The organism is Pseudomonas sp. B20 (assembly GCF_020515755.1).
Lineage (GTDB): Bacteria > Pseudomonadota > Gammaproteobacteria > Pseudomonadales > Pseudomonadaceae > Aquipseudomonas > Aquipseudomonas syringae.
This window is the reverse complement of sequence record NZ_JAHPJG010000007.1, coordinates 1-15616: the sequence shown is the minus strand read 5'-3', so window position 1 is coordinate 15616 and position 15616 is coordinate 1. Positions and strand designations below refer to the sequence as shown.

The following is a 15616-nucleotide window of genomic DNA, read 5'->3' as shown; positions in this document are numbered from 1 at the left end:
TGGGTTCCAGAACCGGAGGCGTATCGACTGTGCAGTCGATACGCCAGGGTCTCTTTTTATACGCCGGCGCGGTCGAGCAGGTATTGGGTCAGCAGCGGAACCGGACGCCCGGTGGCGCCTTTTTCCTTGCCGCCGCTCAACCATGCAGTGCCGGCGATGTCCAGGTGAGCCCAGTGGTAGGCCTTGGTGAAGCGCGACAGGAAGCAGGCCGCGGTGATGGTGCCGCCTTTCGGGCCGCCGATGTTGGCGATGTCGGCGAACGGGCTGTCGAGCTGCTCCTGGTACTCATCGAACAACGGCAGCTGCCAGGCACGGTCATCGGCCTGTTTGCCCGCGTCGAGCAACTGATTGATCAGCGCGTCGTTGTTGCCCAGCAGGCCGGAGGTGTGGCCGCCCAGTGCAACGACGCAGGCGCCGGTCAGGGTTGCAATATCGATGACCGCCTGCGGCTTGAAACGCTCGGCGTAGGTCAGTGCATCGCACAGTACCAGACGGCCTTCGGCGTCGGTGTTGAGGATTTCGACGGTCTGGCCGCTCATGGTCGTGACGATGTCGCCCGGACGTGTCGCAGTGCCGCTCGGCATGTTTTCGGCACAGGCCAGAATGCATACCAGATTGATCGGCAGCTTCAATTCGAGGACCGCACGCAGGGTGCCGAATACGCTGGCTGCGCCGCACATGTCGAATTTCATCTCGTCCATGCCCGAGGCAGGCTTGATGCTGATGCCGCCGGTATCGAAGGTGATGCCTTTACCGACCAGCACGAACGGCTGGTCGCCTTTTTTGGCGCCCTGGTAGTTCATGACGATGAGGCGCGGCGGCTGGGCGCTGCCCTGTGCTACCGCGAGGAAAGAACCCATGCCCAGGTCGGCCAGTTTCTTCTCGTCGTGGACTTCCACTTTCAGGTTCTTGTGTGCCTTGCCCAGCGCCTTGGCTTCTTCGCCCAGGTAGGTCGGGTGGCAGATGTTCGGCGGCAGATTGCCGAGGTCGCGGGTCAGCGCCATGCCGGTGGCGATTGCCTGAGCATGAGTCGAAGCGCGTTCGACGTCGGCCGCTTTGATCTTGTCGGTCAGCAGGGTGATTTTCTTCAGGGCGCGAACTTCGGCTTTCTGGGTCTTGAAGCGGTCGAAGACGTATTCGCCGTCAGCCAGGGCTTCGACCAGCAGGCGAGCCATGCCGTAGGTGTCGCGATTTTTCACCGACAGGTCATCGAGCGCAATCGCTGCATCGGTGCCGCCCAGGCCCTTGAGGCAGGTGAGCGCTGCGCCGACGATTTTTTTCAACTGACGGTCCGACAGCTCGTCTTCCTTGCCAGTGCCGACCAGCAGGACGCGCTCGGCCTTGATGTTGGGCAGATTGTGCAACAGCAGGCTCTGGCCGACCTTGCCGGCCAGATCGCCGCGCTTGAGAATCAGCGAAACGGCTCCGCCGCTGAGGATATCCACAGTCCTGGCAGCACCGGCCAATACACGGCTTTCACCGACGGTGACCACCAGCGTTGCGGTTTTCAAGGTTTCTGGGCTTACGCTTTTAACAACCAATTCCATGTGGGGTCCCCGAATAGACGATGAGAGTCGCAATATGAATGTCGTACGCGGCATGGCCTGAGTGTTTTCAGGGGCGATGCCTGCGCTAAGCCTTGCAGTTTGACCCCGCTGCACGACTGCTGACAACCCCGCAGAGCTGCCTGTCTGGCGTCTATGTGCGAACTATCCCCGGTGCGCAGTGACAGAAACACACAATCACAGGATAATGCCGCATATTTTTTGAGGCCCACGCCTTTTTTCGGCGTGAAGCTCTGGTTGCCGTGGCTCACAAATTTTCCCTGTTTGGCTGCCTGAGCCTGACAACTCTGGAGTGTCTGGTTTGATTGTCTTCCGTTATCTGTCCCGAGAAGTGCTGCTTACCTTGAGTGCGGTCAGCGCCGTACTGCTGGTCTTCATCATGAGCGGGCGCTTTATCAAGTACCTGGCGCAGGCCGCGTCCGGTGCGCTCGATCCTGGCGTGCTGTTTCTGATCATGGGCTTCCGTCTGCCAGGCTTTCTGCAGGTGATTCTGCCGCTGGGCCTGTTCCTCGGCATCCTCATGGCGTACGGGCGCCTGTACCTGGAAAGCGAGATGACCGTGCTGGCCGCCACCGGCATGAGTCAGCAGCGTCTGCTGGCCATCACCATGGGGCCGGCCACGCTGGTTGGTCTGCTGGTCGCCTGGCTGAGCTTCAGCCTGGCTCCGCAGGGCGCTACGCAGTTTTCGCTGCTGATCAATCAGCAGGACGCCATGACCGAGTTCGACACGCTGGTGCCGGGCCGTTTTCAGGCGTTGCGCGACGGTACGCGTATCACCTATACCAAGGAGCTGTCGGAAGACCGCTCGCAACTGGCCGGTGTGTTCATCTCGGAAAAGCGCATGTCCAGCGACAAGAGCAAGGACAACGGCATCACCGTGCTGGTCGCGGAGAAGGGCCATCAGGAGGTACGCCCCAATGGCAGTCGCTTCCTGATCCTCGAGAACGGCTATCGCTATGACGGCAATCCGGGCGCGGCCGATTATCGCGTGATCAAGTACGACACCTATGGGGCGATGCTGCCCAAGCCGGAAATCAGTGAAGAAATCACCGACCGTGAAGCCATTCCGACCAGCGAGCTGATCGGCAACCCGGCACCGCGTTCCGTGGCCGAGTTGCAGTGGCGTATTTCGCTGCCGCTGTCGGTGTTCATCGTGACACTGATGGCCATTCCGCTGTCACGGGTCAATCCGCGTCAGGGCCGTTACCTGAAACTGCTGCCGGCGATCCTGCTGTATATGTCGTACCTGGCCATTCTGATTTCGGTGCGCAGTTCTCTGGAGAAAGGCAAGCTGCCACTCAGCCTGGGGATGTGGTGGGTGCATGCCATCTACCTGTCCATCGGCCTGCTGTTGTTCTATTGGGAGCCTCTGCGTCTGAAGATGGCGAGTCGTCGCAGCGTCACGGAGGTGACTCGTGGTCAAGCTTGATCGATACATTGGCAAAAGCGTCCTGCTGGCGATTCTCGCCGTTCTGGGCATCATTCTGGGTCTGGTCTCGCTGTTCGCGTTCATCGACGAGATGGGCGATATCAGCGACACCTACACACTGGCGGATGCCCTCAGCTACGTCATGCTGACGGCGCCACGTCGCGTCTACGACACCTTGCCGATGGCCGCCCTGATCGGTTGCCTGATCGGTCTGGGTACGCTGGCCAGCAGCAGCGAGCTGACCATCATGCGTGCGGCGGGCGTGTCCATCGGGCGCATCGTCTGGGCGGTCATGAAGCCTATGCTGGTGCTGATGATCGCGGGCGTGCTGGTCGGCGAGTACGTCGCTCCCTACGCCGAGAACCAGGCGCAGGCCGCACGCTCGCTGGCTCAGGGCTCAGGTGATGCGCAGAGCGCCCGCCATGGTCTGTGGCACCGTCAGGGCGACGAGTTCATCCACATCAACACGGTACAGCCCAATGGCCTGATGCTCGGTGTGACACGTTATCGCTTCGACGACCAGCGTCACATGCTGACCTCCAGTTTTGCCAAAGAGGCCAACTTCAAGACCGATTACTGGGAATTGAAGGACGTCGCTACCACGCACTTCAATGATGGCCGCACCGAGGTCATCAACACGCCGGTCGAGCGTTGGGATGTGGCGTTGAGCCCGCAGTTGCTGAGCACGGTAATCATGCCGCCCGAGTCGCTGTCCATCAGCGGCCTCTGGAGCTACGCGCATTACCTGGCTGATCAGGGCTTGAGCAATGGCCGCTACTGGCTTGCGTTCTGGACCAAGGTCCTGCAACCGGCGGTGACCGTCGCGTTGGTGCTGATGGCAATCTCGTTCATCTTCGGCCCGCTGCGCTCGGTTACGCTGGGGCAGCGCGTGTTCACCGGTGTAGTGGTGGGCTTTACTTTCCGCATCATTCAGGACCTGCTCGGCCCATCGAGCCTGTTGTTCGGCTTCCCGCCGTTGCTGGCAGTGCTGCTGCCTGCTGCAGCCTGTGCGCTGGCCGGGGTGCTTCTGTTGCGCCGTGCCGGGTAATGCATCAACCGGATTGAAAAAGCCGACCTCCGGGTCGGCTTTTTCATGGGCGTTTGTGGACCCTGCAAACCCCGCATGCAAAAAAGCCTCTGGCATCGCTGCCAGAGGCTTTCTTGTAACTGCGTGGTGCGTCGTTCTCAGCCTTCGGCGTGAACTTCGTCAGCCTGCATGCCTTTCTGACCCTGCACTGCAACGAAGGTAACTTTCTGACCTTCTTTCAGGCTCTTGAAGCCGTTACCCTGAATGGCGCGGAAGTGTACGAACAGATCCGGCCCGCTCTCAGGAGTGATAAAACCAAAACCTTTTTCGTCGTTGAACCACTTGACGGTACCGCTCTGACGTTCAGCCATTTTCTTATTTCCTTGACGCTTGACTTGAATTGGTTACAGCCTCTTTCGCATGAAAGAGCACTGGGGCTGGTTGCAGGAAGTAAGAAACGTAGAACGGGTTGTAGCAAACCTAGAGCTACTGCCCAGGTCCAGATTCGGCGACCCATGCAAACACAGTTCGGAAACTCTACGCCAACTCTCGTTGCAAATACAACCCCCTTGCCTGGCGCCCTGTTTCCGGGGAGTTGGCCTTGCACGCGCAGTATTTGCACAGCGTGCACGGTGATTGATCCGTCATAACATTTTGCACTTTATAGGTGCATTTTTTGCATATATGACACGTTGCCTATGCGAATGAAACACTACGGGGTAACAGTGCTCCAGCAACACCGAAGTGTTGCTGTTTTTTTGACGCCGCTATTTAACCGCGGAAGTAACGTTGTGCAACGAAAGGCATTTTTGCAACGAGCATGGGGACTTTCTTGCCGCGCACCATTGCCCACACAGGTTTATCCAGCGCCGTGTAATCGTTATGCAGATAACCCATGGCCAGCGGGCCAGCCAGAGAGGGGCCAAAACCGCCGCTGCACACGGTACCGATGACTGCGCCCTGTTCATCGACGATCTCGGTACCCTCACGCACGGGTGTGCGCTCCTGGGGGAGTAGGCCGACTCGCTTTTTGCTGACGCCGTTCTGTTGCTGGGCAAAGATTCGCTCGGCGCCCGGAAAGCCGCCTGCACGCGCACCGTCGGCGCGACGCACTTTGGAAATGGCCCATAACAGGCTGGCCTCGATCGGCGAGGTCTGCGTGTCCATATCATGGCCGTACAGGCACAGACCGGCTTCCAGTCGCAGCGAATCACGTGCACCCAGGCCGATCGGAGCCACTTCCGGCTCGTCCAGCAGGCGGCGTGCCAGCGCCTCAGCCTGTTCGGCAGGCACTGAAATTTCATAGCCGTCTTCGCCGGTATAGCCCGAGCGACTGACGTAGCATTTGACGCCGAGCAGCGTGACGCTGGCGAACTGCATGAAGGTCATTTCGGCGACTTCCGGGGCCAGGCGTGCCAGTACGGTCACCGCGGCCGGCCCTTGCAGCGCCAGCAGGGCGCGTTCTTCAAACAGTGGTTCGATCTTGCAATGTCCGGCCAGGTGCTTGCACAGGTGCGCCAGGTCCTGATCCTTGCAGGCCGCGTTGACCACCAGCATCAACTGGTCGTTGCCGAGATTGGCAACCATCAGGTCATCGAGAATGCCGCCGTTCTCATCGGTGAACATCGCGTAACGCTGCATGCCGACCGGCAGGTCAATGATGTCTACCGGCACCAGTGCTTCCAGCGCCTTGGCGGCGTCTGTACCGCTGAGGCGAATCTGGCCCATGTGCGAGACATCGAACAGACCGGCCTGAGCGCGGGTGTGCAGGTGCTCTTTCATTACGCCAGCCGGGTATTGAACAGGCATGTCGTAACCGGCGAAGGGCACCATCTTCGCGCCGAGTTCGCGGTGCAGGGCGTGCAGGGGAGTGGTCAGCAGTGATTCTGTGGACATGTTCGATTCCTTGTTGAGCGGGCCGTGCCAATGGCACTGTCTGTGCGCGCAGCGCGATCAGGCAATGCCAGGCGGGGGCTGTCACGCTTCCTGATAGTTCTCGATGGACGGGCAGGCGCAGACCAGGTTGCGGTCGCCGAAGACGTTGTCGACACGACCGACCGGAGGCCAGTACTTGTTCTCGATCAACGAATCGACCGGGTACACCGCCTGTTCGCGGCTGTAAGGGTGGCTCCACTGGCCGACGATTTCGGCAGCGGTATGCGGCGCGTTTTTCAGCGGGTTGTCATCCTTGTCCAGGGTGCCGTTTTCAACCGCGCGAATTTCCTCGCGGATCTTGATCATGGCATCGCAGAAGCGGTCCAGTTCTTCTCTGGACTCACTCTCGGTCGGCTCGATCATCAGCGTCCCGGCGACCGGGAACGACATGGTCGGCGCATGGAAGCCGAAGTCGATCAGGCGCTTGGCCACGTCGTCGACGCTGATGCCGCTGCTGTCCTTGATCGGGCGCAGGTCGAGGATGCACTCGTGCGCGACCAGGCCGTTGCTGCCGGTGTAGAGCACCGGGTAATGCTCCTCCAGACGACGCGAGATGTAGTTGGCGTTGAGAATCGCCAGTTGCGAAGCGCGTTTGAGGCCGTCACCGCCCATCATGCGGATGTACATCCAGGTAATGGGCAGAATGCTGGCGCTGCCGAACGGTGCTGCGCAGACTGCGCCTTCCTTGCGCTCCATGCGTGCATGGCCGGGCATGAAAGGGGCAAGATGGGATTTCACGCCGATCGGGCCAACGCCCGGGCCGCCACCGCCGTGGGGGATGCAGAAGGTCTTGTGCAGGTTGAGGTGCGATACGTCGCCGCCGAACTTGCCCGGAGCGCAGAGACCGACCATGGCGTTCATGTTTGCGCCATCGATGTACACCTGGCCACCGTTGTCATGAACGATGCCGCAGATTTCGCGAATGCCTTCTTCGAACACGCCGTGGGTCGACGGGTAGGTGATCATGATCGCCGCAAGCTGGTCACGATGCTGAACGGCCTTGGCGCGCAGGTCTTCGATGTCGACGTTGCCGCGCGCATCACACGCGGTCACCACGACGCGCATACCGGCCATGTTGGCAGTCGCCGGGTTGGTGCCGTGCGCCGAGGAAGGGATCAGGCAGATGTCGCGATGTTCGTCGCCACGGCTCTGGTGATAGGCGCGGATCGCCAGCAGCCCGGCGTATTCGCCCTGCGAGCCGGCGTTCGGTTGCAGCGAGATCGCGTCGTAACCGGTGGCGGCACAGAGCATGGCCTCCAGCTCATCGGTCAGTTGCTGGTAGCCGGCGCTTTGCTCGGCCGGGGCAAAAGGGTGCAGGTTGCCGAATTCGGCCCAGGTCACCGGGATCATTTCGCTGGCAGCGTTGAGTTTCATGGTGCACGAGCCCAGCGGAATCATGGTGCGATCCAGCGCCAGGTCCTTGTCGGCCAGCTTGCGCAGGTAGCGCATCAGCTCGGTTTCCGAGTGATAGCGGTTGAACACGGGGTGGCTGAGGATCGCTGACTGACGCAGCAGCGCGGCCGGCAGGCGTGACTGTACGCTGTCTGCCAGTGCGGCGAAGTCCGGCAGGCTCTGGCCGTCGCTGGCGAAGATTGCCCACAGGGTTTCGACGGCCGACTGCGAGGTGGTCTCGTCCAGTGACAGACCCAGACGCTGGTCATCGATTTCGCGCAGATTGATGTGCCTGGCGCGTGCGGCGGCATGCAGTGCAGCGGTTCTGCCGCCAGTGTGCAGGGTCAGGCTGTCGAAGAAAAATGCCTGTTCGGCCTTCAGGCCCAGCGTGCTCAGGCCTTCGGCCAGAATCGCGGTCAGGTGGTGAACGCGCTTGGCGATCTGTGTCAGGCCGCGCGGACCATGATAGACCGCGTACATGCTGGCGATGTTGGCCAGCAGCACCTGCGCGGTGCAGATGTTGCTGGTGGCCTTCTCGCGACGAATATGCTGCTCGCGGGTCTGCATGGCCAGGCGCAGGGCTTGCTTGCCGTGACGATCCACCGACACACCGACCAGACGGCCCGGCATGTCACGCTTGAACGCATCGCGGGTCGAGAAGTAGGCCGCATGCGGGCCACCGAAACCCAGCGGCACACCGAAGCGCTGGGCGCTACCGATCGCCACGTCGGCGCCGAATTCGCCTGGCGGGGCCAGCAGGGTGAGGGCCAGCAGGTCGGCAGCCACGGCGACCAGAGCGTTGGTCGCGTGGAAGCGCTCGACCAGCTCGCGGTAATCGAACACGTCGCCATTGCTGGCCGGGTATTGCAGCAGCGCGCCGAAGTAATCGCTGACATCGCCCAGCTCGTGCTCGTCTGCTACGACCACGGTGATGCCCAACGGCTCGGCGCGAGTGCGCAACACATCCAGGGTCTGCGGGTGGCAATGGCTGGATGCGAAAAACTGCTGGCTAGCCTTGTTTTTGCTCAAGCGTTTGCAAAAGGTCATTGCCTCGGCGGCTGCGGTGGCTTCGTCGAGCAGAGAGGCGTTGGCAATCGGCAGGCCGGTCAGGTCGCTGATCAGCGTCTGGAAATTGAGCAGTGACTCCAGGCGGCCCTGGGAAATCTCTGGCTGATAGGGCGTGTAGGCGGTGTACCAGGCCGGGTTTTCCAGCAGGTTGCGCAGGATCGGTGCTGGCGTGTGGGTGTTGTAGTAACCCTGGCCGATGTAGGTCTTGAACAGCTGATTCTTGCTGGCGATGGCCTTGATGGACGCCAGCGCATCGGCTTCGCTCTGCCCGGCAGGCAGGTTCAGAACGCTGGTGCCCTTGATGCTTTCCGGAATGACGCTTTCGCTCAGCGCATCGATGGAATCGAAACCCAGCGTTTGCAGCATGGCCTGCTCGTCGGCCGCGCGCGGGCCAATATGCCGGGCAATGAATTCGTTGGCGGTGGTCAGTTCGATACGGTCAGTCATGGCGTGCTCCTCAGGCTTCGGCGTTGGCTTTGATCAGACGGTCGTAGGCGTCCTGATCCAGCAGGCCGTGAATGGCGTTGGCGTCTTGTGGGATGAAGCGAAAGAACCAGCCCGCACCGAGGGCATCTTCATTGACCAGCTCTGGCGTGGCGTCGAGGGCGGAATTGACCTCGACGACTTCACCGTCCAGCGGCATGTTGATGCTGCTGGCGGCTTTCACCGATTCCACCACCGACACTTCAGCGTGTTGAGTGTAGGCCTGTAATTCCGGGAGCTGCACGAAGACCACATCGCCCAGCGATTCCTGCGCGTAGGGCGTAATGCCGACCGTCACGCTGCCGTCGGTTTCGGCACGCAGCCATTCGTGGTCAACGGTGAATCGCAAATCGCTCATACAAACTCCTCGGAGAACAGGGCTCGCGCAGCACGCGAGCAATATGAGTTATGGCTTAGCAATTTAGCGGCCATGTTTTATTTTTGTAATAAAATCAATGAGTTGTATGTTTTTTGGTTGGGCCTGTTGATTTAGGGTGTAGCGAAATCGCTACAGTCTTCAGGCATTTGAAAATACCTGACTGATCAAGGCCTTGATACGCAGGGAGTGAAGTGTTTTGGAGCGAAATCGTTACAGTGGAGCGTTTTCGTTACGAAGGCGTTGAATGATTGCATCCAACCAGCATTGGCTATCACCGCTGAGCACAGCGCTAGCGCGTCGGCAGTTAGCCGACGCGGCTTTCCGGTGAGCGTAAAAACGTTTCGAGCTCTTCAAGCGGTAATGGCTTGCTGATCAGATAGCCCTGAATTTGATCGCAATGGTTTTCGCGCAGGAACGCCAGTTGCTCCGGGGTTTCCACACCCTCTGCAATCACCTGCAGGTCGAGGCTGTGAGCCAGCTCGATGATGGCTCTGGCGATGGCTGCATCCTGCGGGTTGCTGGTCACTTCGCGAATGAACGCGATGTCGATTTTAAGCTTGTCGATAGGGAAGCGGCGCAGGTACGCCAGGCTTGAATAACCGGTGCCGAAATCGTCGATGGAAATACTCACGCGATTGGCCCGCAGTGCCCCCAGAGTGGCGATGGTGTGCGCGGTATTTTCCATCAACGAACTTTCTGTCAGCTCGACCTCAAGCCACTGCGGCGCAACATTGTGTTTTTCCAGTGCCTGGCGGATGTCGGCGACCAGGCTGCTATTGGAAATCTGTTGCCCTGAAATGTTGACCGCGACCTGAAACGAGCCTAACCCGGAGCGTTGCCAGTGCGCGATCTGGGCGCAGACACTGTCGACGACCCAGTTGCCGACTTCACCGATCAGGCCGAGGCTTTCCAGTACGGGGACAAATACCGCAGGCGAAATGCCTGGATGGCCAGGGCGTGGCCAGCGCAACAGCGCCTCAAGCCCGCATATGCGGTCATTGTTCAGGTCCAGCTTGGGTTGGTAGACGATTTCGAAGGCCTGGCTGCGCACCGCTTCGCGTAGCGCGGCCTCAAGGTCCAGGCGTGCCGAAACGTCGGCGTTCATCTGCGGCGTATAGAACCGGTAGTTGTCCGGGCCGATCTTTCGGGCGCTGTTCATGGCGGTGTAGGCGTGTCTGATCAGCTCGCGCGAGTCTTCGCCGTCCTCCGGGTACAGGGCAATGCCGATGCTGGCGGTCATGACCAGGCTCTGGCCTTCTATGTGGAAGGGCACTCGCAATGCATTGCGGATGCGATCGAGCGTCTTCCGGGTATCCGCCTGGCCGTCTCGCAGCATCAGAATCAGGGCGAACTGATCGCCGTCCACGCGGCCAAGGGTGTCACTGGCATTCAGGCAACTGGACAGTCGGTGGCTGACTTCCAGCAGCACCTCATCACCCAGCACATGCCCCCAGGTTTCGTTGATGTTCTTGAAACCGTCGAGATTGACCGTCAATGCCGCCAGCTTCCAGCGGCTGATCGCCGCTTGGGTCATGCCCATTTGCAGGCTGGTAAAAAACAGATCCCGGTTGGGCAGGCCGGTCAGCGTGTCGTAGTGGGCCATGGTCAGCAGGCGCTGGTCGCTTTCCTTGCGCCGGGTGATGTCGCGCACGATACCGACGATGACCCAGTCCTCGCCGGTCCGGTAGGCCTGGCGATGGATTTCGACCTCGACATCCCGCCCGCTCTTGTCGCGAATCTGGGTCTCCAGCGGCTCACTGGGGCCTTTGCCGGCAATGATCCGGTCGTACACGACCTCAAGCTGCTCCATGGACGTTTCGCCCAGTTCGGCAGGCGTCTTGTGCGACAGTTCTTCTGCGGTGTAGCCCAGCAACTGGCAGGCCCGGCGGTTGAATTCGATCAGGCTCATGGTATTGCGGTTGATCAGAAAGATTGCGTCTTCGGAAGCGTCCATCACTGTGCGAAAACGCTCGAGATCGATGGTGCGCTGCTGCAATTGATCTTCGAGGATCAGGCTGTGGCTTTTCAGGTAGTCGCCGAACGCCTTGAGACGCAGCAGATTACGCACGCGCAGCCACAGTTCGGCGCTGTCCACAGGCTTGTTGAGGTATTCCTCGGCGCCCGCTTCCAGTCCTGAAAGACGCGAGCTTTGGTCGTCGAGTGCCGAGAGCATGATGATCGGTATATTGGCTGTGCCCTTTTTGGCCTTGAGCTGACTGGCGACCTCATAGCCGTCCATGCCCGGCATCATGATGTCCAGCAGGATCAGGTCGGGTGCCTGTCGTTTGATCATGGCCAGCGCCAGCTCGCCTGATTCCGCCGTCAGTGTCCGATAACCCTGGTTCTGCAAGAGCACCTCCAGCAGGTCCCGGACATGGACGTCGTCATCGATAATCAGGATGGTCGCGGCGCTCTGGGTCATATCGAATGCTCAGGTAATGGGCTGTTGAGGCAGATTTTTTTCCAGCAGTGTGTCGATGACCCGGTACAACTCCTTGTAGCGCAACGGCTTGATGACATAAGCGTTGCAGCCCGCCAGGCGGATCTTCTCCTTGTCTTCCTTCATGGCCATCGCGGTCAGTGCAATCACCGGGATCGCAGCTGTGCCGGCATCTTTCTTCAACAGCGATGTGGCGGTCAGGCCGTCCATCTCCGGCAGATGGATATCCATCAGGATCAGGTCGGGCTGACGCTCGCGAGCCAGTTTCAGGCCGCTTTCGGCATCGACGGCCGACAGCACGGCGTGCCCGGCGCTGGTCAGTAACAGCTCTGCCAGACGCATGTTCGCCGCATTGTCTTCAATGATCAGGATCTGGGCCATCGCGCCTCCGCTGATTCAGTTGGGCGGATGGGCAGCCAGACCACAAAGCGTGCGCCGAGGTCCTTCACGCTGGCCACTGCGACGCAGCCGCCGTGCAGTTCGCTGAGCTGCTTGACCATCGCCAGACCCAGTCCGGTGCCTTCGAATTTGCGTGCCAGGCCGCTGTCGATCTGGCTGAATGCCTTGAACAGCTTGTTCATGTCGCTCTGGGCGATGCCGATTCCAGTGTCGCTGACACTCAGTTCGAGAAACTGCTCACAGTCACCGGGCGGAAGCGCAAACCCGTAGGTCGGCCAGTCACCGTCGATAAGACCTGCCTGGGACGCCGGCACCAGACGCACCGCCAGCGTTACCCAGCCACCGGGCTCGCTGAATTTCACGGCGTTGGCCAGCAGGTTGTAGACGATCTGTTTGGTCTTGCGCCGATCGAGCTCAAGCTCACCGAATTCGGCCTCTGTTTCCAGCTTCAACTGAATGTGTTGCAGGGCGGCTTGCTCGCGCACGATCAGCAGGCTGTTGCTCAGCAGTTCGTCCAGATCGACCGACTCGAGCTCCAGCGTCATCATGCCGGCCTCGACCTTGGACAGGTCGAGGATGTCATTGATCAGCGACAGCAGGTGCTGGCCGCTGTTAAAGATATCGCCTATGTAGCGTCGCTGGGCATCGGTCATGTCGCCGACCATGCCGTCCTTGAGTGCCTCGGAAAAACCGATCACGGCGTTCAGCGGCGTGCGCAGCTCGTGGGACATGGTGGCAAGAAACTCGGACTTCATGTGGCTGGCGTGTTCCAGCTCGATATTCTTTTCTTCCAGCGTCCGCTCGAAACGCTTGCGCTCGGTTACATCGCGGGCTGCGGCGAAGACCCCCTTGAGCTTGCGGTCACGGTCATGAAAGGTCGCAGCGTTGTAGGACACCACGGTTTCAGTGCCGTCGTAGGCGCGCACGGTGAGTTCGTAGTCACTGACCTTGTGCTCGCTGAGCACGCGCTTGATCGCGGCATCGGCACTCGCCGGGTCAGTGAAGAAATTCTTGCAGGGCGCACCGATCAACTCATCGCGGGTGCGCCCGGTCAGGGCCATCATCTGCTTGTTGACGTCGGAAATGATGCCTTGCGGATCAGTCATCATCAGTGCATCGATGTTCGATTCGATCAGCGAGCGGGTATAGAACTGTTGGTCCCGCAAGCGCTGATCGAGCAAGGCCTGAGCCTCTTCTTCCTGCTTGCGCGCAGTGTTGTCGGTGCCGATCAGCAGATAACCGATGATGGTTTCGGCGCTGTCGCGCAGTGACGTGACCGAGACCATGGCCGACAGGCGGCTGCCGTCCTTGCGGATGTAGGTCAGTTCGTAAATGTCTTCGATGCCGCGCGAAGCCTTGAACACCAGCGCCTCGAAGCCAGGCGTGATGGGCGTGTTGAGTTCATGGCTGAGGGCTGCCGCGCGGATGATGAGTTCGGCGGGGTCAGAGATGTCCGCAGGTGTGATTTTGTCGACCACGTCCTCGGAGTGATAACCGAGCATGCGTTCGGCGCCGACATTGAATATCTGGATAACGCCGTGTTCGTCGGTTGCGATGCTTGAGAAGTAAGCGCTGTTGAAAATTGCATCCTGCAGTGCGCCGGTCTTGAGGAGGATTTTCTGACGGCGAGATTCGACGATTTTTTCAGCGCGAGACTGAGCGTCGACAAGCGGGCGGTCCACTGGCGAGGTTGGCATATGACTTCCCGGTACTACCTGACCTTTTTGCCATTACGGCCGTAATCACACTACGGACATCCATTCAAATGGATGATAAGAGGTTTATGGACGATACCAGATCGTTATCGGCAAACTAGTTATTAAATGAACCCTTTCGGAATATATTTTCGATAAACGACTTCAATCGACTAACGCTTGCCTGGAATTCCATATTTTCGCAGGCGATGAGCGATGGCGGTGTGCGAAGTATGCAGGCGATTGGCCAGTTGGCGGGTGGAAGGATAGTCCGCGTAAAGCTTTTCCAGCAGATTCCGCTCGAAGGCTTCGACGGCATGTTCGAGGCTGTCGATCGAGCTGTCGTTCTGACGCGCCACTGCGGTGCCCGCGATATCCAGGTCGCCTATATCCACTTGAGTGTGTTCGCAGATGGCGGCCGCGCGAAAAATCACGTTTTGCAATTGCCGCACATTGCCTGGCCAGCGGTTGCCGAGCAGGGCAGGGTAGGTGCCGGGTGCAAGCCTGCAGACCGGGCGCTGAATCTGTGCGCACGCCTGCTCCATGAAATATCGGGCCAGCAGCAGAATGTCCTGACCGCGCTCGCGCAACGGCGGAACCTCCAGATTGAGGACATTGAGGCGGTAGAACAGGTCTTCGCGGAAGGTGCCTTCGCTGACCATCTTTTCCAGGTCGCGGTGGGTGGCGCTGAGAATGCGCACATTGACCCGTACTTCGCGATCGCCACCGACGCGGCGGAAGCTGCCATCGTTTAGGAAACGCAGCAGTTTGGCCTGCAGATAGGGTGACATTTCGCCGATTTCATCGAGGAATACGGTGCCTTGGTTGGCCAGTTCCATCAGCCCCGGTTTGCCGCCGCGTTGCGCTCCGGTAAAGGCCCCCGGGGCATAGCCGAACAGTTCGCTTTCGGCGAGATTTTCCGGCAGTGCTGCGCAGTTCAGGGCCAGGAACGGTTCGCCGTGGCGGGCGCTGCTGGCGTGACAGGCGCGGGCGACCAGCTCTTTGCCAGTGCCGGTTTCGCCCTGTATCAGCAGTGGGGCGTCCAGCGCCGCCACCCGTTGCGCCCGCGCCTTGAGGGTGCGGATGGCGGCCGAGTCGCCGAGCAGGGCGTCGAAACCTTCTGCGTGATCATGGTGCAATGCCGACAGGCGTTCGCCGATTCGGCTGGGCAGGTACAGGGTAATCAACGCGCCGGCTTCGGTGATTGGCGTGGCATCCAGCAGCAGCGCTTCACCGTTCAGGGTGATCTCGCGCAGCGGCAGGCGAAAGCCGTTTTCCAGCAGCGCGACGTGCAGGCTGGGGTCGCTGAACAGCTCACCGATGGACTCGCCCGCAGGCTCCCTGCCAATCAGTGCGATGAGCGCCGGGTTGGCCAGCAGCACATGCCCGGCGCTGTCGAGCGCCAGCACCGGGTCGGTCATGGCGGCGAGCAACGCGTCCAGCTGCAGGTGGCGCCGCTGACCCGGAAGGATATCGACCACGGTGATCGCTTCTACACCGCGGACCCGAAACAGCGCGTCCTTGAGCTCTTCGAGCATTTGCGGGCTGAGGGTCGGCGCATCGATGTACACGTTGGGCGGCACCATCTCCACCGCGTCCAGATTCAGATTGCGCCCACCCAGAATCGCCAGCACTTCCTGGGTGATACCGACGCGGTCGATGAAGCTGACATGGATGCGCATGAGGCGTTGACGGTTCGCGAATGAGAAGGCGGCAAGTATGCCTTGTGGCGGCAGGTTTGGTGAAATCCGCTGGTGTACTTCGGAGCCTCGTTCCTCACGCTCCTGCACGCACCTATCGTTCCT

General features: G+C 60.2%; 11 protein-coding genes. 2 read left to right on the top strand and 9 right to left on the bottom strand.

All coding sequences use genetic code 11. The annotated features are described in order from the left end of the window. Window positions 1-56: 56 nt before the first annotated feature. Complete coding sequence (locus LIX91_RS09425) at window positions 57-1547, bottom strand: leucyl aminopeptidase (RefSeq protein WP_103695943.1); 1491 nt, start codon at window positions 1545-1547, stop codon at window positions 57-59. A gap of 319 nt (window positions 1548-1866) precedes the next feature. Between LIX91_RS09425 and lptF the strand changes: the two genes are divergently transcribed. Continuing rightward, window positions 1867-2994 (top strand): LPS export ABC transporter permease LptF, encoded by a 1128-nt coding sequence (gene lptF, locus LIX91_RS09420; RefSeq protein WP_003316899.1) that lies wholly within the window; start codon window positions 1867-1869, stop codon window positions 2992-2994. Beyond that, a complete protein-coding gene (gene lptG / locus LIX91_RS09415; RefSeq protein ID WP_003415235.1) occupies window positions 2981-4042 on the top strand; it encodes an LPS export ABC transporter permease LptG in 1062 nt (353 codons plus the stop codon). Before lptF ends, lptG begins: the two co-directional genes overlap by 14 nt. Window positions 4043-4179: 137 nt before the next feature. Here lptG and LIX91_RS09410 read toward each other — a convergent pair whose 3' ends face one another. The 8 genes from LIX91_RS09410 to LIX91_RS09375 form a co-directional block, all read right to left on the bottom strand. Further along, window positions 4180-4392, bottom strand: a complete 213-nt coding sequence (locus tag LIX91_RS09410; RefSeq protein WP_100072260.1) for a cold-shock protein — start codon at window positions 4390-4392, stop codon at window positions 4180-4182. A 400-nt stretch (window positions 4393-4792) separates the two neighbouring features. Further along, complete coding sequence (gcvT, locus tag LIX91_RS09405) at window positions 4793-5917, bottom strand: glycine cleavage system aminomethyltransferase GcvT (RefSeq protein WP_226488396.1); 1125 nt, start codon at window positions 5915-5917, stop codon at window positions 4793-4795. Window positions 5918-5998: 81 nt separating this feature from the next. After that, the gene (gene gcvP / locus LIX91_RS09400; protein WP_226488395.1) at window positions 5999-8863 is read right to left on the bottom strand and encodes an aminomethyl-transferring glycine dehydrogenase; all 2865 of its coding nucleotides are present in this window, start codon (window positions 8861-8863) and stop codon (window positions 5999-6001) included. A 10-nt stretch (window positions 8864-8873) separates the two neighbouring features. Next, entirely contained in the window at window positions 8874-9257 is a 384-nt protein-coding gene (gene gcvH / locus LIX91_RS09395) for a glycine cleavage system protein GcvH (RefSeq protein WP_003316893.1), read from the bottom strand. Between the two features lie 325 nt (window positions 9258-9582). After that, window positions 9583-11700, bottom strand: coding sequence for a putative bifunctional diguanylate cyclase/phosphodiesterase (locus LIX91_RS09390; RefSeq protein ID WP_103695946.1), 2118 nt, complete (start codon window positions 11698-11700; stop codon window positions 9583-9585). Window positions 11701-11709: 9 nt separating this feature from the next. Continuing rightward, on the bottom strand, window positions 11710-12099 hold the full coding sequence (locus LIX91_RS09385; protein WP_003314036.1) for a response regulator: 390 nt from the start codon (window positions 12097-12099) through the stop codon (window positions 11710-11712). Beyond that, on the bottom strand, window positions 12084-13814 hold the full coding sequence (locus LIX91_RS09380) for a PAS domain-containing sensor histidine kinase (RefSeq protein ID WP_100072255.1): 1731 nt from the start codon (window positions 13812-13814) through the stop codon (window positions 12084-12086). The genes LIX91_RS09385 and LIX91_RS09380 overlap by 16 nt, the downstream gene beginning before the upstream one ends. A gap of 170 nt (window positions 13815-13984) precedes the next feature. After that, window positions 13985-15493, bottom strand: coding sequence for a sigma-54-dependent transcriptional regulator (locus tag LIX91_RS09375; protein ID WP_003408932.1), 1509 nt, complete (start codon window positions 15491-15493; stop codon window positions 13985-13987). Window positions 15494-15616: the final 123 nt, after the last annotated feature.

Excerpts from the sequence above, each read along its gene's own strand:
- gcvT (WP_226488396.1), bottom strand. The coding sequence starts at position 5,917 with ATGTCCACAGAATCACTGCTGACCACTCCCCTGCACGCCCTGCACCGC.
- LIX91_RS09410 (WP_100072260.1), bottom strand. The coding sequence starts at position 4,392 with ATGGCTGAACGTCAGAGCGGTACCGTCAAGTGGTTCAACGACGAAAAA.
- gcvH (WP_003316893.1), bottom strand. The coding sequence starts at position 9,257 with ATGAGCGATTTGCGATTCACCGTTGACCACGAATGGCTGCGTGCCGAA.
- LIX91_RS09425 (WP_103695943.1), bottom strand. The coding sequence starts at position 1,547 with ATGGAATTGGTTGTTAAAAGCGTAAGCCCAGAAACCTTGAAAACCGCA.
- LIX91_RS09385 (WP_003314036.1), bottom strand. The coding sequence starts at position 12,099 with ATGGCCCAGATCCTGATCATTGAAGACAATGCGGCGAACATGCGTCTG.
- LIX91_RS09380 (WP_100072255.1), bottom strand. The coding sequence starts at position 13,814 with ATGCCAACCTCGCCAGTGGACCGCCCGCTTGTCGACGCTCAGTCTCGC.
- gcvP (WP_226488395.1), bottom strand. The coding sequence starts at position 8,863 with ATGACTGACCGTATCGAACTGACCACCGCCAACGAATTCATTGCCCGG.
- LIX91_RS09390 (WP_103695946.1), bottom strand. The coding sequence starts at position 11,700 with ATGACCCAGAGCGCCGCGACCATCCTGATTATCGATGACGACGTCCAT.
- LIX91_RS09375 (WP_003408932.1), bottom strand. The coding sequence starts at position 15,493 with ATGCGCATCCATGTCAGCTTCATCGACCGCGTCGGTATCACCCAGGAA.